Source organism: Croceitalea rosinachiae (assembly GCF_031846445.1).
Lineage (GTDB): Bacteria > Bacteroidota > Bacteroidia > Flavobacteriales > Flavobacteriaceae > Croceitalea > Croceitalea rosinachiae.
On sequence record NZ_JAVRHR010000002.1, the window covers coordinates 360,748 to 382,045 of the forward strand.

The window sequence follows — 21,298 nt, forward strand, 5'->3', positions numbered from 1 at the left end:
TGTTGAACTACTTCAAAATAGCTTAAAAGTATATAAATATTGGTATACAAAATAAGACTTTCAACACTATTAAAATTTAAAATTATAGGTCAATGATGGCACAATACCAAATATGGATGTTCGTATGGCTTCATTTCTACCAGTATCCTGATTTTGTCTAAAATTGATAGAGGCCGCATTCATTCTATTATAGACATTATAAACACTAAATACCCATTCAGATTGAAAATTTCGGTTTTTGTTCTTTTTTGGTTGGAATGTGGCGGCAATATCCAATCTATGGTAATCTGGTAAACGAGTCTGATTACGGAGCCCGAAAAAAGGGATGACTAATCCTTGAAATTCAAATTGTCCTAAAGGATAATTGGTAGGTTGGCCGGTTTGAAAAATAAAGTTAGAGTTAAAACTCCAATTCTCATTAAGTTGATAATTTCCATAAAGTGCTATATCGTGCGTTTTGTCGAATGGTGTATTGTACCACTCTCCAAAATTAATACCTGGTTCTAAGTTTGGGCTACCATTATCCTCAATTTGCTCGCGCCCTGGTGTTCGCTGTTCAGATTTTGACAAGGTATAAGCCAACCAACCTTGAAAACGACCTTCGTTTTTTCTTAGTAAAAATTCTAACCCATAAGCTCTTGCCTTGCCATTTAAAATTACCTGTTCTATAGCATCATTCGCAATCAAATTTGCACCATCTATATAATCAATTCGATTCTGAATATCTTTATAAAATCCTTCCATCTCTAACGAATATTCTCCATTATTGATATTTCTAAAATACCCTAATGCATATTGATCCAATAGCTGTGGCTCAATAAAAGGTCCGCTTGGAGTCCAAACATCTAGAGGTGTGGGAGAACTGGTGTTTGAAAGTAAGTGTAGGTATTGCGCCAATCTGGTATAACTTGCTTTTACGGAGTTATTGTCATTGATAGTGTAGGCCATAGATACCCTTGGTTCTAAATTGGTAAAGGTTGAAAGATTAGAGCTTCTTCCTGGATTTATAGTATCTATAGGTGTTGCTTCTCGATATATTAATTGGAAAGGTTCAAATAAAACAGGCTGATCATTTTCATAGACAAATAGTTCATCTTGCCCCAATCTATTAAACATACTTACACGTAGCCCATAGTTAACGCTTAAATTATTTGTAATTTTTTGCTCGACATCTAAATAAACTGCCGCTTCATTTGCATATTTTTTAGTCAATTGGTCTTCTAAAATACCTGAGTCTTCGCGATTAGGTTTGATTTTACCCGGATTAAAAACATAATAGATATTATTTAGTCCATAGTTAATCTGCAATTTGTCATTTAAATAATGTTTTAAGTCATACTTTAAATTAAAGTTTTGAATGCCTGAATCCCATTCAAAACCGACGAAATCTAGCTCTAGCCCATAGAAATAATCGGAATAAATAAGTGAAAGATTAGAGAAGAGCTTATCAGAAAAAAGATGATTCCACCTGAAATTACCAACGGCATTACCATAAACATTTACAAAACTATCATTGACGCTGAATAAATCACGGCCAAAATAGCCAGATAAAAAGATACTATTGTTTTCGTTGACCTTATGACTTATTTTGGTGTTTACATCATAGAAATACGCTTTGTTATTAATGTCAAAAAGCGGTAGAAAAAGGTGCGCATATGATGCTCTGCCTCCAGCTAAGAAAGCAGTTTTATCTTTTATTATGGGACCTTCTACAAGCAATCTACTGGCAACGGCACCAATACCGCCAGTGACCTTGGTTTCTTTGCTATTTCCTTCTCGTTGAAAAATCTCCAATACTGAGGAAACACGTCCTCCGTATCTAGAAGGAATACCGCCTTTAAAAAGTTTGATATCTTTAATCGCATCTGGGTTGAAAACAGAGAAAAAGCCAAATAAATGTGAAGAATTAAAAATGGTCGCTTCATCTAATAAGATTAAATTTTGATCTGCCGCACCGCCTCTGACATTAAAACCTGATGAAGCTTCACCGGCACTGGTAACACCTGGTAACAGCAGCAATGATTTGATAACATCTGCTTCACCTAAAACAACTGGGATTTTTTTTATGGTTTGTACTTTTAAGGCGTTTACACTCATTTGGGGCTTTCTAATATCAACTCGTTCAATATCTTCAGTAACGACCACTTCCTCAAGAGCTTCGGCTTTTTCAACCATTTTAAAGTTTAGTTTTTTATCTGAATCAAGAAATAAGGATTGTTTAATATCAGTATATCCTAAATACGAAACCACTAGTTCATAATCACCTTTTGGAAGAGTAAGTGAGTAAAAACCATATTCATTAGTGGTGGTGCCAGTTTTTAATTCAGTGATTGCAACGGTAACCCCAATCATGGTTTCATTACTTACTACTTCACTGACTGTGCCACTAATAGTATAACGCTGTTGTGAGTAAGTAAGAAGTGATGAAAAAAGAATCATCACCATTAGAGGAGCTTTTACAACGATTTGCATTTTTTTGGATTTCTGATTATAGCAAGACTTTTAAGTGTTACACGTATAGTTTTTTTATTAAAACCAGTTATTCAATGGTTAAAGTTGCTATGTCAAATTCACTTATAGAAAAATAACCAAATGCAAAATTCTCAGGATTGGTCGTATTAATAATATTTCCTCTCACAGTGGAAGGGATGGTACTAAACGGTCCGCCGCCACCATCACCTGATTGGACCAGGACCTGGTCAACATAGTTGGCAAATTTTTTATCTATTCCCAATAGTGTAACAGTTAATAAATCACCAGGCTCCACATCTTCATAAAAGTATGAGAAATTGAGATTACTGTTTTGATAAAACTCGTCATCAGTTACTAGATAATTTTCAAAACCAAAGGAAAATAAATAATAATTCCGTTCATTAGGTATATCTGTAAAATTTACCCTTACTTCAGTTTCTGTTTCTTGATCAAATAAAAAGCCGTCACCCTGTTCTACACTTACAAGATTGCCGGTTTTTATGAGTTGCTCTGTAGCTATATAAATTTCACCATTATAAATTATCCGTAATGTATATAGTTTATTGAACTCTAAGTTTGGGAAACCATCTCTAAAAATACCGGGCTCAATTTCAGAAAGTGAAAATACTTCGCCGGTTGTGTCATCAATTATTTGTACCGTGGCATTTTCGGCTGCGGGTACCTGCTGTTCTAAGAAAGGTGCGGTAAGTGTCAGTTTTATTTGACCTATGGTAATGGGGTCACCAGCATTCTCATTATATCCAATAAGTGCATCGATAGCCAATTGTGTTCTAGAAACGGGCAAGTCCACATCGATTGCCTCTTCACAAGAAGTAAAACTCAGAAAAGCTAAAAAAATAAAAAGACAATTCCTTTTCAAGTAGCCTAAGATAATTCTCAAAAATAAAGAATGATCATCGATTGTACCTTACCATTAACAATTTCTTAATCGCCACTTCAATCAAATTTGGGCTAAAATTGCATTTAACGTTTCGCTTGGTCTCATAGCAACGGATGCTTTTTCGGCGTCTGGCAAATAATAACCACCGATATCAACGGCCTTGCCTTGTGCCTCAATCAACTCTTTTGAAATTAGCGCTTCTTTTTCTGTAAGGGTTTTGGCAATAGGAGAGAAAGTTTTTTTTAAATCTGAATCTTCATTTTGTAACGCCAATTCTTGCGCCCAATACAAAGCTAAATAAAAATGACTTCCGCGAGTATCCAATTCATTTACCTTACGTGACGGAGACTTGTCATTGTCCAAAAATTGCTCAGTAGCATTGTCTAGAGCTTCTGCTAACACACGAGCTTTTATATTATCGTATTTTTCACCGCAATATTCTAAAGAGACACCTAATGCCATAAACTCACCAAGCGAGTCCCATCGAAGATGCCCTTCTTCTAAAAACTGTTCTACATGCTTTGGAGCTGAGCCTCCTGCGCCTGTTTCAAAAAGGCCTCCACCATTCATCAAAGGAACTATCGATAGCATTTTTGCACTTGTGCCAACTTCAAGAATAGGGAACAGATCAGTCAGGTAATCTCTTAGAACATTACCAGAAACAGAAATAGTATCTTGTCCATCTTTAATTCTTTTTAATGTAAAATGGGTTGCTTTTATTGGTGATAAGATATGAATTTCCAAATCTGAGATGTCATGGTTCGGAAGGTATTGGTTCACCTTTTTGATCAATTCGATATCATGTGCCCTTTCTTCATCTAACCAAAAAACTGCTGGTACATTAGTTGCTCTTGCCCTCGAAACAGCAAGTTTTACCCAATCTTGAATTGGCGCATCTTTAACCTGGCACATTCTCCAAATATCACCTTTGTCTACTTTATGTTCTAAAATCACATTTTTATTGGCATCAACTACCTGAACAATACCTTTTTGAGTTATTTCAAAAGTTTTATCATGCGATCCATACTCCTCTGCTTTTTGCGCCATTAAGCCTACATTAGGTACAGTGCCCATCGTAGTTGGGTCAAAAGCACCATTTTCTTTGCAAAAATCAATGGTGGCTTCATATATACCTGCATAACTACTATCAGGAATAATTGCCTTTGTATCTTGTAATTTTCCCTCAAAATCCCACATTTTACCCGAATTACGTATCATTGCAGGCATCGAGGCGTCTATAATTATATCACTAGGTACATGTAGGTTGGTAATACCTCTGTCAGAATTTACCATAGCCAAATCTGGACCATCTTCTATTGTTTTCTGAATGGCAGATTTTATTTCGTGAGCTTGTGGAATATTTTCTAGTTTTTCTATTAAACTTTCTAAACCATTATTTGGGTTTATTCCAATTTCTTTAAAAGCTTGGCCATATTTTGTGAAAATATCTTTAAAATACGCTTCTAATGCATGGCCAAAAATGATGGGATCAGAAACTTTCATCATAGTTGCCTTCATGTGTAATGAAAGCAATAGGTCTTTTTCTTTGGCATCAGTAATTTCTTTGTTTAAAAAATTGACTAATGCTGTTTTACTCATAACAGTAGCATCTACAATTTCTCCCTGCTGTAATTGGATACCACTTTTCAAAATAGTTTCACCACTAGTAGATTTATGAACGATACTTACTTCAGTAGCAGTTACTGTAGTCAACGACTTTTCATTAGACCTAAAATCGCCAGCTTTCATCGTTGCGACATGGGTTTTTGAATCGGAAGACCATTCACCCATTTTATGTGGGTTCTTTTTCGCGTAATTTTTAACCGCTTTTGGAGCTCTTCTATCTGAATTTCCTTCGCGCAATACCGGATTCACTGCGCTGCCTTTGATTTTATCGTAGCGGTTTCTAATTTCTTTTTGTGCATCATCTTTTGGATCCGATGGATAATCTGGTAATGTATAACCCTTACCCTGTAATTCTTCAATCGCCTCTGTTAATTGTGGTATTGAAGCACTTATGTTAGGTAGTTTGATAATATTGGCTTCTGAATCTTTTGCAATATCACCTAATTCTTGAAGATCATTTGGAATGCGTTGATCTTCTTCTAAAAAATCAGGAAATGTAGCAATGATACGACCTGCCAACGAAATATCTTTGGTTTCAATAGAAATATTAGCTGTTTTCGTGAATGCTTTTACAATAGGAAGAAAAGATTGGGTTGCCAATGCCGGAGCTTCATCGGTCTTGGTATATCGTATTTTTGCCATTTAAGTGAAAATTTTAGCGGTGCAAATATACGATTTTAAGCTTGTCGTGAATGAGATAAAATAGGGAATCTGGTATAAAGCGAAAGAAGATTTTGTTAAAAAGACAAAAGCCATATCACCGTTCAAGTACATTGATATGGCTTTTTAGAAATTTTGCACGGACTTTAAACTTTGTGTTACCACTTGGTTTCGGCCTTGGGCCACATCCATCGCAATATTTCAACGTTTAGGTAGATTCAATGTTCTTAATTTTTCAATCAAACAACTTGAATAAACTTGGTTATTGTTCTTTACATCTTGTCAGAATAAAAAATTGCTCTCTTACCCGCACACAACATGCATCATCATCACTATACCTAAGCATTGGTGATTTTGAGTTTACTTTTTGATTAGTAGTGCTACCATCTAAAAATAATTTGAACAATATTCTAAAGAACGTCAACTTCAAAAAAAGCTAGAATAAGATTGCTCTTGTTCTTTCTTCTGATATAAAAATAGTATTATATTTGAAAATCGCAATGACCACAACTGATTTATAATCAACAATTTATGAACCTATGTTATCAACAATTGTTCATAAAAAAACACCTGTTGAATAACAGGTGTTTTAAAATACATATTTTCCTAGTTTAAGAGCGTACCTCTTTGATACGGGCTTTCTTACCGGTCAAACCTCTAAAATAGAAGATTCTTGATCTGCGGACTTTACCTTTCTTGTTGATTTCAATTTTTTGGAGTGCTGGCATATTGATAGGGAAAATACGTTCCACACCGACAGTACCTGACATTTTTCTTATTGTAAAAGTTTCGGTTGAACCACTTCCACGACGTTGTATTACCACTCCTTTAAAGAACTGCGTACGTGTCTTTTCACCTTCTTTAATTTCGTAATAAACCGTCACGGTATCACCAGATGAGAATTGTGGAAATTCTTTTTTTGAAACGAACTCGTCTTCTACAAACTTTATTAAAGATTCCATTTTATTTCTATTTATGGATTTCTTTAAAACCAACATACACGTATTTCGTCAGAGGTTGACTTTAATGGTTTGCAAAATTAATTGCTTTTTTTATACCTGCAAGTGGTTTTTTGAATTTTTTAATCTATTTTAAAGCTACTTCAAAAGATCAGGTCTTCTTTTTTTTGTTCTCTTTAAGGCTTCGTCTTCACGCCATTTTTCAATTTTTGGAAAATTACCGCTCAGAAGTACTTCGGGCACTTGCATGCCTTTATATTCAGACGGCCTAGTATAGACAGGGGGGGCTAGCATATTATCTTGAAAAGTATCTGTTAGGGCAGAGGTTTCATCATTCAATACGCCTGGAATCAATCGAATTATTGAATCTGCCAATACTGCGGCAGCCAGTTCACCACCAGAGAGCACATAATCACCAATGGAAATTTCTTTTGTAATGAATTTATCCCGCACGCGTTGGTCAACTCCTTTATAATGCCCACAGAGTAAAATGAGATTTCCTTTGAGTGACAAGCGGTTTGAAATTGATTGATTAAGGGTTTCCCCATCTGGAGTCAAATAAATGATTTCATCGTAGTCCCTCTCTTTTTTTAATCCCGATAGGCACTTTTCTATAGGTTCAATCATTAAAACCATACCTGCTCCTCCACCAAATTGATAATCGTCTACTTGATTGTAATTGCCTATTGAAAAGTCGCGAAGATTATGCAAGTGAACTTCCACCAAGCCTTTTTCAATTGCCCGTTTTAATATAGACGCTTCAAATGGACTTTTCAGTAGTTCTGGTAAAACAGTAATGATATCTATTCGCATTTAAATTGGCTTGTGATGAACAAAAGTAATTGATTATTTACTCTTTGATGTTTTCCAGAAGTAATGCAAAAAATCTACATCTTTTTCCCAATTAAGCTTTTGGTACAAATTTTGGGCAGGGTTTTCTTTTGCTGTTTCTAATGCTAACCCTTTATAATTCATTGCTATGCAATGACTTTTAGCTTTTTTGAGCAATTTCTCTCCAATTCCTTTTCCTCTAAATTTATCTGTAACGTACAAATCGTTCAAAATATAAAAGGGCTCAAGAGATACGGACGAAAAAGTAGCATACAGTTGCACAAAGCCTACGGCAGTATTAGAATCATACGCTAAAAAAATAACCGATTCATTTTTTGCAATACGATTGACCAAAAAAGATTTTGCAGCATTTAAATCAGAAACCTGCTCATAAAAAACGCGATACGCATCAAAAAGGGGAATTAAGGCTTCTAGGTGCTCATGCCCAGCTCTTACTACCTTTAACATATTGCTTAAACTCCTTTCTTCTTATTTATTTCATCTTGTAGTTTACGGCTTATTTTTTGTTCTCTTTCCAAAGCTCTTCTTCGATGTTCTTCAAATTCTCCTTCAACATCTGATAGAGCTAGTTTTGCTTGCTGAGTTAACGTATTACTGTTCTTGAATTTGTAAATAAACAAGATTAAAAAAATCAAAAGCCCAAAAATGATACACCATACAATTAGTTTATAGGTGCCTTTAGAAACCATTATCCCAAAGAAAGACATACTATCTTTTTCAGCAGTAAGCTCAGTCAAATTCTTAGTGGTCTGCTCTAATTTGGTATTTAAAGAACTCAGAGTGGTTTCATGATCAGCAATAGTCGCTTGTAGTTCTGAAATGTTGTCATTTGCGGCACTAATAGTATCCAGAATGTTTTTTTGAAAAGCCTCTAATTCCAGCAAACGCACAACTTCATATCTTTTTCCTCCTTGTCTGTAATTTGTGGATTTTCTTACCAAGGTTTCAAATTGACCTTTAATGGTAGTATTATCTGACCTTTCTTCTTCTTGGGCATTAGATAGATTGAAACACAAAAGTGCACAACCCAAAAGCAGTATAAAGTTTTTCATAGGTTCCATTCTTAAAAATTAAATCGATTTAGAGCATAACGAAGTTACATCAATAATGATAATCACCAAAAAGTTACTTTTTCTAAATATTTTAATAGTAGGTATACCTTCTCACTTTGGCAATATATTTTGCTAGTCTAATGACCTGGTGCGAATAACCATATTCATTATCATACCAAATGTATAGTACTATGTTTTTTCCATCGGTGGAAACTATGGTTGCCTTACTATCATAAATTGATGGAGCCGTAGTGCCGACGATATCAGAAGAGACTAATTCATTGCTTAATGAATACTTGATTTGCTCAACCAAATCTCCCTCTAGCGCATATTTTTTTAATATTGTATTAATAGCCCCTACAGATGTTTTGTTTTTTACTTCAAGATTTAGAATAGCCAATGAACCATTGGGTACGGGAACTCTAATGGCGTTTGATGTTAATTTTCCTTCCAAAGCTGGCAATGCTTTCGATACGGCCTTCCCGGCTCCGGTTTCAGTAATCACCATATTAACGGCGGCAGCCCTACCGCGGCGATATTTACTGTGCATATTATCTACTAGGTTTTGATCATTGGTGTAGGCATGGATGGTTTCTAAATGACCTTTTTTGATACCTAAAGAATCATCAATGACCTTTAAAATTGGCGTGATGGCATTAGTAGTACACGAAGCGGCAGAAAATATTTTTGTTCTATCAGGGTGATATTGTTGATGATTTACTCCGTGAACTATATTTGGTATTTCCTTGCCCGGCGCGGTCAATAAAACACGATTAGCTCCCTTTGACTGCAAATGTCTTGATAATGCAGTTTTATCTCTAAATGCCCCGGTATTATCGATAATCAATGCATTGTAGATGCCATATTTGGTGTAATCTAAATCTTCTGGTTGCGTTGCATCAATCAAGTATACCGTAGTGCCATTTATCAATAATGCTTTTTTCTCCACATCAATATCCACTGTTCCACTGAACTGACCATGAACAGAATCAGTTCGCAATAAAGCTGCTCTTTTTTCCAAGACTTCACTAGTAATTTCACCTCTGGTAACAATTGCTCTTAAACGGAGTTGATTTCCTTTTCCCGTTCGTGCCATAAGTTCTCGAGCAACTAGGCGTCCAATTCTTCCAAAACCATATAGAACTACATCCTTAGGTTTTATCTCTTTTGAAGTACTTGCTTCTTTCAATTTATCAACTACAAAAGCTTTTACGTTTAAGTGTTGGCTATCTTGTGAATGGAATTCGTAAGTTAATTTGCCGATATCTAGTTTTGCTGGTGGAAGATGGATATCATTTATTGCTCTTAACAATTCAACGGAATCAAAGATAGATATGGGCTTTTGTACAAATTCGCCAGCGTACTCATGTAAATTGATGATTTCACTTACATTCTTATCAATCACCTGATTTTTAAATAGTACTACCTCTATGGCTCTGTCATACCATAAATCACTAATTATTTTCACAAATTCTGTAGTAGCTTTTCTTCTATCCGCCTGAAAAGCAAGTTCTTTTTCGTAAGATTTAATGTCGCTCATGATTGATGTTAAAGGTTGTTTTAAAGCTGCGCAAAATTAGGTATTTCAAACGTTTTCGTAAAACAATCTTTTATATAAAAAAACGCCTCTAGTTTGAGACGTTTTGATATATTGTTTTTATTGAAAGATTATCCGCTCACGTTCTCCATTCTTTCCAAGCAGGGTAATACTTGTTCGACCATATCTTGAAATTTTGCTGAATTGATTTTTAGCATCTTCAATGTTATCGATATCATTGTCATCTACTTTTACAATCACTTTATCTCTTAGACCATAATCGTTATAACGCTCAGGTACACTTGTGATTTTCACTCCTTTATTTGTGTCATAGATTTTCTCATCATTTTCAGAAAGGTCTTTTACTGTTAAGCCCATTATAGGGAGTTGAACAGTAAGTTGTTTTTTTAGGATGACCTCGGTAGTAATACTTTTACCATTTCTTTCAACAGCTACGTTGACTATATCACCTGGTCTTTTAGCAGAAAGGTAACCGGTCAGTTCAGAGAATTTTCGAACTTTGACATTATCCACTTGTTTGATAATATCACCCTCCTCTATTCCTGCATCATCCGCGCCAGAACCTTCTTCAATTCCTGCAACATAAACCCCATCAATCTCATCAAGGCCTTCTTGTTGCGCAAAAGGAGAATTTACATTTGCTGCTGATATGCCTAAAATTCCCTTCTGAACCCTACCAAATTCTAAGAGGTCACTAACAACCTTATTGGCAATATTACTAGGTACTGCAAAAGAATAGCCAACGTAAGAACCTGTTTGAGAAGTAATAGCTGTATTGATTCCAATAAGTTCACCGTTAGTATTGACCAGGGCACCTCCAGAATTACCGGGATTAACAGCTGCATCAGTCTGAATAAAAGATTGATTGGTTCTACTGGAAATCGACCTTGCTTTTGCACTTACTATACCTGCGGTAACAGTAGAGGTTAAATTGAAAGGATTTCCAACAGCTAGTACCCATTCTCCAATTCGGGTGCCATCAGAATCACCAAATATTAAATAGGGCAAAGGCTCTTCAACCTCAATTTTTAATAAGGCTATATCCGAATTAGAGTCTGCGCCTATTATTTCTGCCTCATAACTTTTGTTATTGTTCAACACTACTTCTAATTTTTCAGACTTGTCTATAACATGATTATTGGTGACAATATAACCATCGGCAGAAATTATGACCCCTGAACCACTTCCTATTTGCGGTCTTTGGTTACTTTCAAAACCATAAAAGAACCCAGATATCGAGTTGGACTTCCCTACCGTCATGTTTTTTACGTGCACCACCGCATTTACGGTTTTTTCTGCAGCGATTGTAAAATCCGCATCACCAAAATTAGCAGTATTAGTAGGTGTATTACTTGTCTTTAAAAAAGGAGTTTGCTCTTGACTTGTATACGCGATAATGTTTTTTTCAAATACTAATTTGTAAGTCCCTAAAGTAATTGCGCCTGCAAATAGGGCCACTAAGAATAAACTTGCTGTTCTTTTCATCTGTTTAAATTTGTTTAAAAATCATTTAGCAGTTTAAAAATAGTCGAATTTAATATTTCAATTTAACAGTTTAACGCCTTTTTAACTGCAAAAAAAAACTTAAAGAATACATTATATTTGTACGATGAATTTACAACAAAAGCTCCTATTTTATAAGTATCAAGGTACTGGAAATGATTTTGTGCTCATTGATAATCGAAATGATTTTTTTTCTAAAAATGATACCAGGTTAATCAAGTTTTTATGTGATAGAAGATTCGGTATTGGAGCTGATGGTTTGATTCTTTTAGAAAATGACAAGGTATCAGATTTTAAGATGATTTACTATAATTCTGATGGTAACCAAAGCACTATGTGCGGTAATGGTGGCAGATGTATTGTAGCTTTTGCAAAATTATTGGATATTATAGACTCAAAAACTGTATTTAGTGCCATTGATGGTTTGCATCATGCTGCTATTAATGGTAGCGTGGTAAGCTTGCAGATGATAGATGTCCATGAAATAAACTCAAGACGGAAACATTTCTTTCTTAATACTGGATCACCACATCATGTGCAAATAGTATCAAATTTAGATACCCTTGCTGTTCATCAAGAAGGAGCAAAAATTAGATATGGAATTTATGGGGAAGAAGGCAGCAATATTAATTTTGTTGATCAGGTAGATAGCGAAACTTTTAATATAAGAACTTATGAACGGGGGGTAGAAGGAGAGACACTATCTTGTGGTACGGGCGTCACGGCAGTTGCGCTTGCTATGCATAAAAATAATAATACAAAGAGTGATAAAGTTAATATAGTTACAAGGGGCGGAAAGTTACAAGTTACTTTCACTTTAGAAAATAATAGTTATACCAATGTTCGGCTTATTGGAGAGGCTACCTTAGTATTTAAAGGTGAAATACGATGTTAAAGCTCGATGGGAAACATAGCTATCTTCGTGCTTTGGAACCGTCCGATTTGGACTTTTTATATCAATTAGAAAACAATACAGATAATTGGGAACTTAGTGGAACCCAAACACCCTACTCCAAAGCAGTTCTAAAATTTTATCTAGAGAATTCTCATCGTGATATCTATGAGGTAAAACAATTACGTCTCTGTATTTGTAATAAATCGCACGTTCAAATAGGTTTAATTGATTTATTTGATTTTGATCCAAAAAACAAGAGGGCAGGACTTGGGATTATAATCAATAATGAAAAAGATAGAAATGTGGGATTTGGCACGGAAGCTATTGCTATATGCTGTGATTATGCTTTTTCGACTTTAGGCTTACATCAGATTTATGCGAATATCTTAGAAGATAATGGTCACAGTACCAAGGTGTTTGAAAAACTGGGGTTTTTAAAAGTTGGTGTTAAAAAAGATTGGATATTAACAGGAAGCCAGTTTAAAAACGAAGTTTTATACCAAAAATTTAAACCTTAATGATTGAAAATAGATAGTTAATCTGAAAATTTTTATGTAATGAAGAATATCACAAAAGTACTTTGGGCAACCGCTATAGTTGGTCTTATTATCTGTGGCTTTGTTGCATATAACATTTATACAGCAATTTTTTCTCCTAACACAACCTTTGAAAATGAAAAGGCTTATATATTAATTTCATCAGATGCAAATCTGAGCCAAGTATCTCATCAACTAGAGCCCTTATTGAGTGATTTATCCTCTTTTGAAGCTGTTGCAGAACGAAAGGGCTATGCTAGCAATATAAAGGGAGGAAAATATGCAATCACAAAAGGCATGAATAATAATGATATCGTAAATACATTGCGAAGTCAAAACTTGCCAGTGAAAGTCTCATTTAATAATCAAGAAAGCCTTCCATCTTTAGCAGGGAGAATTTCTCAACAGATTGAAGCTGATAGCCTTAGTCTGCTCAAAGCATTGAATGACAAAGGTTTTTTATCTAAGAATTCCTTTAATGATGATACTAAATTGAGTATGTACCTGCCGAATACCTATGAGTTCTTTTGGAACACTGATGCTAAAAAGTTTAGGGAGAGAATGAAAAACGAATATGATAGGTTTTGGAATGAAGAGCGTATTGCCAAAGCTCAAGCAATAAATTTATCACCCATCGAGGTAATCTCATTGGCGGCCATAGTGCAAAAGGAAACGGTCAAGGCCGATGAGCGCCAAAGAGTTGCTGGAGTGTATTTAAATAGAATACGAAATGGTATTTTATTACAAGCAGATCCAACGGTTATTTACGCTATAAAAAAAGAGACAGGTAATTATGATACTATTATTAAAAGAGTTCTATATCGCGATTTAGAGATAGATTCACCTTATAATACTTATAAACGCGCAGGTATACCTCCAGGCCCGATTACAATGCCAGATATTTCATCAATAGATGCCGTTTTAAATGCTGAAAAACATGATTATTTATTCTTTGTAGCCGATGTTTCTAATTTCGGCTATCATATGTTTGCAAAGACTTTAGGGCAACATAACCGAAATAAAGCACAGTACGTCCGATGGTTGAATCAACAGAATATCATACGATAATGTTACTTAATCGGTTTTTTAAAACTGTTTAACGTTATTTATCAGTTGTTTAAGAAATTCTTAGGAGTTTTATTGTTCTAGTTAAAAAATCCCCCATTATATTTGCCCGCTAAATTAAAATCCAGTTTTTGGATTCTAAATTTATAGATTATGAAAAGATGGATAGGATTTTTAGGACATCTAGCAATAATTATTATTTTCACCAGTTTTGGAACGTATTCGTTTAAAACTGATATGGATGTTAAAGTGCCAAACGAGTTAAAAGTGTTATCTACGTATTCGGCAACTGTTCCTGTTTTTAATGATATTGAAATTGGTGTTTCTAATGGAAGCCCGGTGATGTTGGGCAACTCTTATATTGGTTTTAAAGAGGCCTTGGCTTTTAAAGAATCTCAGGGTAATTACAATACTATAAATACATTAGGCTATTTAGGTAAATATCAATTTGGCTCTGGGACTTTAAGGTTGATGGGAGTTTCCGATACTTCTTTTTTTCTCAGCGATGCTAATTTGCAAGAAAAGGTATTTGAACTTAATGTAGCTCGCAACAAATGGATTTTAAGGAGGGACATTAAAAGATTTATTGGTAAGAAAATAAATGGGATAGTGATTTCCGAATCTGGAATTATTGCTGCGGCTCACCTTGCTGGCGCTGGCAATGTAAAAAAATACCTTAGGTCGTATGGCCAAACCGATTTTTCTGATGCATATGGCAGTTCCATTGCATACTACATGAAAAAATTTAGAGATTATAATATATCAATTGTGAAAGCAAAGCACAATCCAAAAGTATAAAGCCAAAATATAGAGATGTTAAAAAAACCGGATTAATAATCTGGTTTTTTTATGCTTGAAAAATAAAAATACACGGCTTTTTATGAAGGTCAATATTTGTTTCACGCCATTCGCCTATGGTTTTAGATACAATAAACTCAGTTGGTAATGTTATATCATAAGCTATGCACAGAAGCGTATTTGACTGCAGCGTTTTTTTGAGTTCGTCTAATAACTTATCATTTCGATAAGGCGTTTCAATAAAGATTTGAGATTGGTTATGCTCCCTAGATATTTTTTCAAACTTTTTGACCGCACTTTTTCTTTTCGAACTATCAATAGGAAGATATCCATTAAAAGCAAAGCTTTGACCATTCATTCCGCTTGACATCATCGCCAGTACTATTGATGATGGACCAACTAGGGGTACTATTTGTATTTTTTTCTGGTGTGCAATTAAAACAACATCTGCCCCTGGATCAGCTATTCCTGGGCATCCAGCTTCTGATAGTAGGCCAACATTAAAACCCTCTAAACAAGGGTTAAGATAAGATGGAACTTCCGATTGCTCTGTGAATTTATTTAAATGTTGAAAATGTAAATTTGGTTGAGATTTAGAAGCGTTTATTTTTTTAATAAATCGGCGCGCTGATTTTTCATTTTCCGCTATATAATGGTCTATGTTTTCGATAGCACTTTTAACGGAAATCGGCAATACTTCTAGAGGGGCATTATCGCCGAGTGGTGTAGGAATAAGATATAGTTTCCCTTTTTTTTTAGAGTTTTTATCTTCCATTGGCTTCTAATTTATGAGCTATTGATTCGCAAGCAACGGAAATCATTTGAAAAATAGTTTCAAAACCATCTAATTCACCATAATAAGGGTCTGGAACCTCATTGTTCGACAATGAAGCTTCATCAAGTAACAGCATTACTTTTTCTTTATCGGAATCTTTACTCGCATGAGCCAAAATATCATCATAGTTAGCGCCATCCATTGCATAAATGACATCAAACTTGTCAAAATCCGTTGGACTAAATTTTCGACATCGTTGTTCACTTATATCTAAATGGTGCTTTTTTGCAACTTCAATTGACCTTAAATCAGGTGGGTGGCCAATGTGGTAACCCGCAGTACCAGCAGAATCTACCAAAACTAAACTTGAATTTACTTTAGAACGCAAAATACCCTCTGCTAATGGAGACCTACAGATATTGCCTAGGCACACCATCAATACTTTGGTCATAGGTAGTTACTATTTAGGTGAATTTTTTATTGAGGTCCTCAATATATTTTCTGAACTGCTTATCGGTTTCAGCAAGATTATCAACGGTCTTACAAGCATGTAATACAGTCGCATGGTCTCTTTTTCCGATTTGTGAGCCTATGCTTGCCAAAGAAGCTTTGGTGAATTTTTTGGCAAAAAACATGGCCAATTGCCTTGCTTGCACAATATGGCGTTTACGTGTTTTAGATTGCAGTGTGGCAACGTCCATTTCAAAGTAATCAGAAACAACTTTTTGAATGTAATCGATTGATACTTCACGCTTAGTATTCTTAACGAACTTCTCAACAACTTGTTGGGCCAATTCCAAAGTAACTTCGCGTTTATTGAAAGATGATTGAGCAATCAATGATATAATAGCGCCTTCCAATTCTCTGATATTAGATTTTATATGTTTGGCAACATGCTCAATGATTTCATCTGGCATTTCAACACCATCTCGATATAACTTATTTTTAAGAATTGAAATTCTAGTTTCATAATCGGGAACTTGAAGTTCAGCAGAAAGGCCCCATTTGAATCGAGATAACAACCTTTGTTCTATATCCTGCATATCAACAGGAGCTTTATCTGAAGTCAAAATCACCTGTTTCCCATTTTGGTGTAAATGGTTGAATATGTGAAAGAAAACGTCTTGAGTACCTGATTTGCCAGATAGAAACTGCACATCATCAATAATTAAAACATCAATTAGCTGATAGAAATGAATAAAATCATTCCGTGTATTCTTCTTGACTGATTCTATGTATTGCTGTGTGAACTTTTCAGCCGATATATAGAGCACCGTTCGCTCTGGGTATTTATCTTTAATTTCAACGCCAATAGCATGTGCCAAATGTGTTTTACCCAATCCAACGCCACCAAAAACTAAAAGTGGATTAAACGAAGTTCCACCTGGTTTATTCGCAACGGCCATTCCAGCGGAGCGTGCTAATCTATTAGAATCTCCTTCAAGAAAATTCTCAAAATTATAATTCGGGTTGAGTTGCGACTCTATCTTAATATTTCGAATACCGGGAATCACAAAAGGATTCTTTAACTCCGGATTTTTTGAAGTGATAGGTACATCCAATTCTTGCGGTGCCATAGCAGAACGATTTGAGCTAGGAATTTTTTCAGTAAACGATTCGTTATTACCGTATTTGTTTTCCATCTTAATGATGTAAACTAATTTTGCGTTTGCTCCTAATTCTTTTCTTAGGGCTACTTTCAAAAGTTTTACATAATGTTCTTCAAGCCATTCGTAAAAAAATTTACTGGGAACCTGAATACTTAATGCATTCTCTTGTAACCGAATTGGTTTAATTGGGAGAAACCAAGTTTTGAATGCCTGCGGTTGGATATTATCTTCGATAAAAGCCAAACAGTTATTCCATGCGGAAGTTGCAGTAACACTCATAAATGTATTTCCTTTGTTTGTTGGTTAGTATTATTTAAGTTCTAAAAGCAAAACTTTTTGGGGGTTACCCTTTTGCTATGGGTGCGACAAATATGTGAACAAAAAACCTAAAAAAAAAATCCATAATGGGTTGAATATATACTTTTTTTTTCTCATGTTTCCAGCGTAAAAACCAAGCCTATAAATATATACTTTTTCATTAAATTATATGAATTTTAACAAGTTTTCTTTTAGGATAAGATATGGTGAAACGGACCAAATGGGTGTGGTCTATCACGGTAACTACGCGCAATATTTAGAGATAGGCAGAGTAGAGTGGCTCAGAAACTTGGATCTTACTTACAAGAGCATGGAGGATAACGGAATAATCTTACCTGTAATTCACCTACAAATTGATTACAAAAAATCTGCTATTTACGACGATTTGATTACAGTTGAAACTTATTTAAAAAGAACACCTTTGGTCAAAATTGAATTTGACTATAAAATCTATAATGAAAGTAGGGAATTGCTAGCTGAAGCAAATACTATATTGGCTTTCATAGATAAGGGTACTAATAAGCCAATAAAATGTCCAAACTATATTTTAGAAAAACTGATTTAAAAATTTAATTTTTTAATGGATACTCTATGTATTTTTTTAAAAATATCCAGCACCTGATTTTCCATACTTTTTCTACACGAAAACTGAAATTCACATTGCAATTCCATTTTTTGTACAGTTAATTTTAAGTTATGTTGTTTGATAATGCGCATAACCTTATCCATCTCACTGTATTCAAAATTTAATTGAAAATACGTCTCAAGAATTTTTTCAATAATATCAGAATTTTCCAATGTTAGCTGCGCTGTCGTTTTATAAGCCTGTATTAATCCACCGACACCCAATTTAACACCACCGAAAATTCGAGGAACTGCAACTAAGACATTGGTTACTTCAAATGTTTTTATTTGACCATAAATGGGCATTCCTGATGAGTTATTCGGTTCGCCATCATCATTTGTACGATATGTAATATTCCCAACTCCTAATTGCCAAGCATAACATACATGACCTGCAGTATGGTACTTTTTTCTGAGCCCTTCAATAATTGGTTTTACTGATTCTTCTGAAATTAGCGGAAAAGCATAACCATAAAACTTGCTTTTACGGTCTTTGTAAAGAATTTCTTCTGAAGGGTTTTTAAGCGTTCGATATGTATCTTTAATATTGGATTCCATTAAAATAAAGCCACTAGTAGAATACTTATAATAGCTAGCAGAATACCGCCCCAATTTTTTAAGCTAAGCTTTTCTTTAAATAGTAAGATACCCAATAGAGTAGAGAACATAACAATAGCTACATTGTTAATGGTGAAAATGGATGCACTATTCCAGTATTCATTTTCTAAAGCTCGCAACAGAAAGAAAATTGAAAAATAATTTGGTACGCCAAGTGCGATACCACCTAGGACATTTTTCAGATCAATTTTTAATGGTGTTTTCAGGGATTGTATAAGAATAATAATTAACCCTGTACTAGCGGCTGCAGCGAATACAGTTGCCGAAAAAATGGGAAACTCCTCAATATTTAATTTAGTTTCTCGAAAGTAATTAATACAAGTATCTATAATGCCAGAGCCTAAAAAAACTAATAAGGGTAGTAAGAGGTCTCGTTTAGAAACTGCTATTGACTTTTGTTTTATAGACGTAAAATATACTGCGGATAATGCTAATACAATACCTAGTATTTTTAACATAGAAAGCTTTTCTTGGTATACCAGAACTCCAAATAAAACAGGGACAACCAAAGACATTTTAGTTGCCACAGACGCTACGGAAACCCCAACTTTTTGGGCGGTTTTCGCCATAAGGTTAAATATTAGTATAAAAAGGACTCCCAAAAGTAACGTTCCCCAAAACCATGGTTTTGACGGTATTTGACCTAGATTGATTGATTTTTCATAAAAGAAAAGACCTGTAAGACAAGCAACAATATAATTGGTAATAATAGCATATAAGGTCTGTATCTTATAAGAATCAAATAGCTTGAAGACAACAAAAATTATTGAAGAACAAAGAATGCTTAAAACAAGATCTAACATTAAAGGCGTTCCTTTAGTTGAATAATATCTTCTTTACCAACTTGTAGGTTCCATACTTGAATACCAAGAGAGGCAGCAGTATCTGTATTTTCTTTGGTGTCATCAACAAACAAAGTCTCATCAGGGATTAAGTTATTTTGTGATAAAACATATTCAAATATTTCTGCATCAGGTTTCCGCATTTTCATTTCATAAGATAGATAGAAAACTTCAAAGGCATTCTTAAAACGACCAAACTTCTCTATTCCCATAGTTGATTTTACAAATTTGATATGGATATCATTAGTATTACTTAATAGGAAAAGGCGATAATTTTTTTGTTTAGCCAATTCTTCTAAAAAAGCTAATCGGTAATCAGGAAAATCTAAAAGAATAGCGTTCCAAGCATCTACTAAATCTTCTTCTGTAGCCTTCGGAAACATTTTACCTGTAGTTTCTAAAAAAGCTTTTGAGGTTACAATTCCTTTTTCATAGTCGTTAAAGAGTTTTTCGAGTTTTGAAGTAGTTTCGGTATAACCAAACTTAGCCATAGCTTTGGGAGTAGCTAATTTATCGAGGTTGATAAAAATATCGCCAAAATCGAGAATTAGATTTTTAATCATTTCTGAGTATGGTTAAGGTATCTGTTAAAATAGTTTTGGTTTGTAGGGGGTTTCCGGAGATTTTAGGGGCTTCTATGCCTTTTTTGAATTGGGATACTCCTTTGAAAATTCTGGCTTCGTCCCACAAACTTTTATCAATAAAACTTTGTAAGGTTTGCAATCCACCTTCAATGATCACACTTGCAATTTGATGTTCAAAGAGTACTTCGCAGATTTGTTCAGGAACATTTTGTTTAAAATCGATAGCTTCATAAACAGGATGCTCCGGTGATTTTTTTTGAAAATTTTTGTCGTGAATAACCATTGTTTTTGAACTGTCGTTAAAAACGGCAGCATTTTCTGGCAAACTTAAATTACTATCTAAAACGATACGAAATGGTGATTTACCCGTCCAATCCCTTATATTAAGTTTAGGATTATCTTCACGAACTGTATTGGTGCCAACCAAGATTGCTTGTTCCTCGCTACGCCATTGATGAACCAATTGTCTGGAATAGGTATTAGAAATCCAAAATGGCTCTATGCCATTATTTCTTTCTGAAGCATTTGGCGCAATAAACCCATCCATGGTTTCTGCCCATTTTAAAATAATATAAGGGCGTTTTTTTTCTTGGAATGTCAAAAATCGCCTATGGTGTTCGCGACATTCTTTTTCCAGCACTCCAACAATAACTTTGCAACCAGCATTACGTAACTTCTCTATCCCCTTTCCTGCTATTTTTATGTGCGGATCTGTGATGCCGATGACTACTCTGGGTATCTGATTTTCGATAATTAAATTGGCGCATGGGGGTGTTTTACCATAATGTGAACATGGTTCTAGGGTAACGTATAGCGTAGACAGTGTTAAAGATGCTTTATCTTTAACAGATTGTATAGCATTTACTTCGGCATGTGCTCCGCCATAAACACTTGTATAACCTTCGCCAACTATTTTATCATTGTGCACAATGATTGAGCCCACCATCGGATTTGGTGCTGCTATACCCAACGCATTTTTGCCTAGTTCTATGCACCTTAAAAGGTATTTTTCATCTATATTCACGTCGTAAAAATACCACAATAAATTGC

The 21,298-nt window shown here is 34.7% G+C and carries 21 protein-coding genes; 5 read left to right on the forward strand and 16 right to left on the reverse strand.

Annotated elements, in window-relative coordinates:
* Positions 1-69: 69 nt before the first annotated feature.
* From RM706_RS09365 to RM706_RS09405, 9 genes are all read right to left on the reverse strand, one after another.
* Entirely contained in the window at positions 70-2,472 is a 2,403-nt protein-coding gene (locus RM706_RS09365; protein WP_311350797.1) for a TonB-dependent receptor, read from the reverse strand.
* 67 nt (positions 2,473-2,539) lie between these two features.
* The gene (locus RM706_RS09370) at positions 2,540-3,352 is read right to left on the reverse strand and encodes a DUF4249 family protein (RefSeq protein ID WP_311350798.1); all 813 of its coding nucleotides are present in this window, start codon (positions 3,350-3,352) and stop codon (positions 2,540-2,542) included.
* An 81-nt stretch (positions 3,353-3,433) separates the two neighbouring features.
* Complete coding sequence (locus RM706_RS09375) at positions 3,434-5,641, reverse strand: NADP-dependent isocitrate dehydrogenase (RefSeq protein ID WP_311350799.1); 2,208 nt, start codon at positions 5,639-5,641, stop codon at positions 3,434-3,436.
* 629 nt (positions 5,642-6,270) lie between these two features.
* Positions 6,271-6,621, reverse strand: a complete 351-nt coding sequence (rplS, locus tag RM706_RS09380) for a 50S ribosomal protein L19 (RefSeq protein WP_311350800.1) — start codon at positions 6,619-6,621, stop codon at positions 6,271-6,273.
* A 135-nt stretch (positions 6,622-6,756) separates the two neighbouring features.
* Positions 6,757-7,431 carry a tRNA (guanosine(37)-N1)-methyltransferase TrmD gene (gene trmD, locus RM706_RS09385; RefSeq protein WP_311350801.1) on the reverse strand — a complete coding sequence of 225 codons (675 nt, stop codon included), beginning with the start codon at positions 7,429-7,431 and terminating at the stop codon, positions 6,757-6,759.
* Between the two features lie 33 nt (positions 7,432-7,464).
* Positions 7,465-7,917, reverse strand: coding sequence for a GNAT family N-acetyltransferase (locus RM706_RS09390; protein WP_311350802.1), 453 nt, complete (start codon positions 7,915-7,917; stop codon positions 7,465-7,467).
* A gap of 5 nt (positions 7,918-7,922) precedes the next feature.
* On the reverse strand, positions 7,923-8,522 hold the full coding sequence (locus tag RM706_RS09395; protein ID WP_311350803.1) for a tRNA (guanine-N1)-methyltransferase: 600 nt from the start codon (positions 8,520-8,522) through the stop codon (positions 7,923-7,925).
* Between the two features lie 91 nt (positions 8,523-8,613).
* Positions 8,614-10,062: a glyceraldehyde-3-phosphate dehydrogenase gene (locus RM706_RS09400; protein WP_311350804.1), complete on the reverse strand. Its 1,449-nt coding sequence runs from the start codon at positions 10,060-10,062 to the stop codon at positions 8,614-8,616.
* A gap of 117 nt (positions 10,063-10,179) precedes the next feature.
* Positions 10,180-11,565, reverse strand: a complete 1,386-nt coding sequence (locus RM706_RS09405) for a S1C family serine protease (protein ID WP_311350805.1) — start codon at positions 11,563-11,565, stop codon at positions 10,180-10,182.
* A gap of 124 nt (positions 11,566-11,689) precedes the next feature.
* Between RM706_RS09405 and dapF the strand changes: the two genes are divergently transcribed.
* The 4 genes from dapF (at position 11,690) to RM706_RS09425 (ending at position 14,877) form a co-directional block, all read left to right on the forward strand.
* On the forward strand, positions 11,690-12,478 hold the full coding sequence (gene dapF / locus RM706_RS09410; RefSeq protein WP_311350806.1) for a diaminopimelate epimerase: 789 nt from the start codon (positions 11,690-11,692) through the stop codon (positions 12,476-12,478).
* Complete coding sequence (locus RM706_RS09415) at positions 12,472-12,996, forward strand: GNAT family N-acetyltransferase (RefSeq protein WP_311350807.1); 525 nt, start codon at positions 12,472-12,474, stop codon at positions 12,994-12,996. The genes dapF and RM706_RS09415 overlap by 7 nt, the downstream gene beginning before the upstream one ends.
* A gap of 39 nt (positions 12,997-13,035) precedes the next feature.
* Positions 13,036-14,082, forward strand: a complete 1,047-nt coding sequence (gene mltG / locus RM706_RS09420; RefSeq protein WP_311350808.1) for an endolytic transglycosylase MltG — start codon at positions 13,036-13,038, stop codon at positions 14,080-14,082.
* 150 nt (positions 14,083-14,232) lie between these two features.
* Entirely contained in the window at positions 14,233-14,877 is a 645-nt protein-coding gene (locus RM706_RS09425) for a lysozyme family protein (RefSeq protein WP_311350809.1), read from the forward strand.
* 49 nt (positions 14,878-14,926) lie between these two features.
* Here RM706_RS09425 and RM706_RS09430 read toward each other — a convergent pair whose 3' ends face one another.
* Genes RM706_RS09430 through dnaA form a run of 3 tightly spaced genes read right to left on the reverse strand, consistent with a single transcriptional unit; the run spans position 14,927 to position 17,541 of the window.
* Positions 14,927-15,652, reverse strand: a complete 726-nt coding sequence (locus tag RM706_RS09430) for an SAM-dependent methyltransferase (protein ID WP_311350810.1) — start codon at positions 15,650-15,652, stop codon at positions 14,927-14,929.
* Positions 15,642-16,103, reverse strand: coding sequence for a low molecular weight protein-tyrosine-phosphatase (locus RM706_RS09435; RefSeq protein WP_311350811.1), 462 nt, complete (start codon positions 16,101-16,103; stop codon positions 15,642-15,644). Before RM706_RS09435 ends, RM706_RS09430 begins: the two co-directional genes overlap by 11 nt.
* A gap of 13 nt (positions 16,104-16,116) precedes the next feature.
* A complete protein-coding gene (gene dnaA / locus RM706_RS09440) occupies positions 16,117-17,541 on the reverse strand; it encodes a chromosomal replication initiator protein DnaA (protein WP_311350812.1) in 1,425 nt (474 codons plus the stop codon).
* Positions 17,542-17,749: 208 nt separating this feature from the next.
* Here dnaA and RM706_RS09445 point away from each other — a divergent pair, with 208 nt between their 5' ends.
* Entirely contained in the window at positions 17,750-18,145 is a 396-nt protein-coding gene (locus tag RM706_RS09445; RefSeq protein WP_311350813.1) for an acyl-CoA thioesterase, read from the forward strand.
* Here RM706_RS09445 and RM706_RS09450 read toward each other — a convergent pair.
* Genes RM706_RS09450 through ribD form a run of 4 tightly spaced genes read right to left on the reverse strand, consistent with a single transcriptional unit; the run spans position 18,142 to position 21,272 of the window.
* A complete protein-coding gene (locus RM706_RS09450) occupies positions 18,142-18,762 on the reverse strand; it encodes an IMPACT family protein (RefSeq protein ID WP_311350814.1) in 621 nt (206 codons plus the stop codon). The genes RM706_RS09445 and RM706_RS09450 overlap by 4 nt on opposite strands.
* Positions 18,762-19,625, reverse strand: a complete 864-nt coding sequence (locus tag RM706_RS09455; protein ID WP_311350815.1) for an EamA family transporter — start codon at positions 19,623-19,625, stop codon at positions 18,762-18,764. Before RM706_RS09455 ends, RM706_RS09450 begins: the two co-directional genes overlap by 1 nt.
* The gene (locus RM706_RS09460) at positions 19,625-20,227 is read right to left on the reverse strand and encodes an HAD family hydrolase (protein WP_311350816.1); all 603 of its coding nucleotides are present in this window, start codon (positions 20,225-20,227) and stop codon (positions 19,625-19,627) included. The genes RM706_RS09455 and RM706_RS09460 overlap by 1 nt, the downstream gene beginning before the upstream one ends.
* The gene (gene ribD, locus RM706_RS09465; protein ID WP_311350817.1) at positions 20,220-21,272 is read right to left on the reverse strand and encodes a bifunctional diaminohydroxyphosphoribosylaminopyrimidine deaminase/5-amino-6-(5-phosphoribosylamino)uracil reductase RibD; all 1,053 of its coding nucleotides are present in this window, start codon (positions 21,270-21,272) and stop codon (positions 20,220-20,222) included. The genes RM706_RS09460 and ribD overlap by 8 nt, the downstream gene beginning before the upstream one ends.
* Positions 21,273-21,298: the final 26 nt, after the last annotated feature.

Excerpts from the sequence above, each read along its gene's own strand:
- RM706_RS09365 (WP_311350797.1), bottom strand. The coding sequence starts at position 2,472 with ATGCAAATCGTTGTAAAAGCTCCTCTAATGGTGATGATTCTTTTTTCA.
- RM706_RS09375 (WP_311350799.1), bottom strand. The coding sequence starts at position 5,641 with ATGGCAAAAATACGATATACCAAGACCGATGAAGCTCCGGCATTGGCA.
- rplS (WP_311350800.1), bottom strand. The coding sequence starts at position 6,621 with ATGGAATCTTTAATAAAGTTTGTAGAAGACGAGTTCGTTTCAAAAAAA.
- trmD (WP_311350801.1), bottom strand. The coding sequence starts at position 7,431 with ATGCGAATAGATATCATTACTGTTTTACCAGAACTACTGAAAAGTCCA.
- RM706_RS09390 (WP_311350802.1), bottom strand. The coding sequence starts at position 7,917 with ATGTTAAAGGTAGTAAGAGCTGGGCATGAGCACCTAGAAGCCTTAATT.
- RM706_RS09395 (WP_311350803.1), bottom strand. The coding sequence starts at position 8,522 with ATGAAAAACTTTATACTGCTTTTGGGTTGTGCACTTTTGTGTTTCAAT.
- RM706_RS09400 (WP_311350804.1), bottom strand. The coding sequence starts at position 10,062 with ATGAGCGACATTAAATCTTACGAAAAAGAACTTGCTTTTCAGGCGGAT.
- RM706_RS09405 (WP_311350805.1), bottom strand. The coding sequence starts at position 11,565 with ATGAAAAGAACAGCAAGTTTATTCTTAGTGGCCCTATTTGCAGGCGCA.
- dapF (WP_311350806.1), top strand. The coding sequence starts at position 11,690 with ATGAATTTACAACAAAAGCTCCTATTTTATAAGTATCAAGGTACTGGA.
- RM706_RS09415 (WP_311350807.1), top strand. The coding sequence starts at position 12,472 with ATGTTAAAGCTCGATGGGAAACATAGCTATCTTCGTGCTTTGGAACCG.
- mltG (WP_311350808.1), top strand. The coding sequence starts at position 13,036 with ATGAAGAATATCACAAAAGTACTTTGGGCAACCGCTATAGTTGGTCTT.
- RM706_RS09425 (WP_311350809.1), top strand. The coding sequence starts at position 14,233 with ATGAAAAGATGGATAGGATTTTTAGGACATCTAGCAATAATTATTATT.
- RM706_RS09430 (WP_311350810.1), bottom strand. The coding sequence starts at position 15,652 with ATGGAAGATAAAAACTCTAAAAAAAAAGGGAAACTATATCTTATTCCT.
- RM706_RS09435 (WP_311350811.1), bottom strand. The coding sequence starts at position 16,103 with ATGACCAAAGTATTGATGGTGTGCCTAGGCAATATCTGTAGGTCTCCA.
- dnaA (WP_311350812.1), bottom strand. The coding sequence starts at position 17,541 with ATGAGTGTTACTGCAACTTCCGCATGGAATAACTGTTTGGCTTTTATC.
- RM706_RS09445 (WP_311350813.1), top strand. The coding sequence starts at position 17,750 with ATGAATTTTAACAAGTTTTCTTTTAGGATAAGATATGGTGAAACGGAC.
- RM706_RS09450 (WP_311350814.1), bottom strand. The coding sequence starts at position 18,762 with ATGGAATCCAATATTAAAGATACATATCGAACGCTTAAAAACCCTTCA.
- RM706_RS09455 (WP_311350815.1), bottom strand. The coding sequence starts at position 19,625 with ATGTTAGATCTTGTTTTAAGCATTCTTTGTTCTTCAATAATTTTTGTT.
- RM706_RS09460 (WP_311350816.1), bottom strand. The coding sequence starts at position 20,227 with ATGATTAAAAATCTAATTCTCGATTTTGGCGATATTTTTATCAACCTC.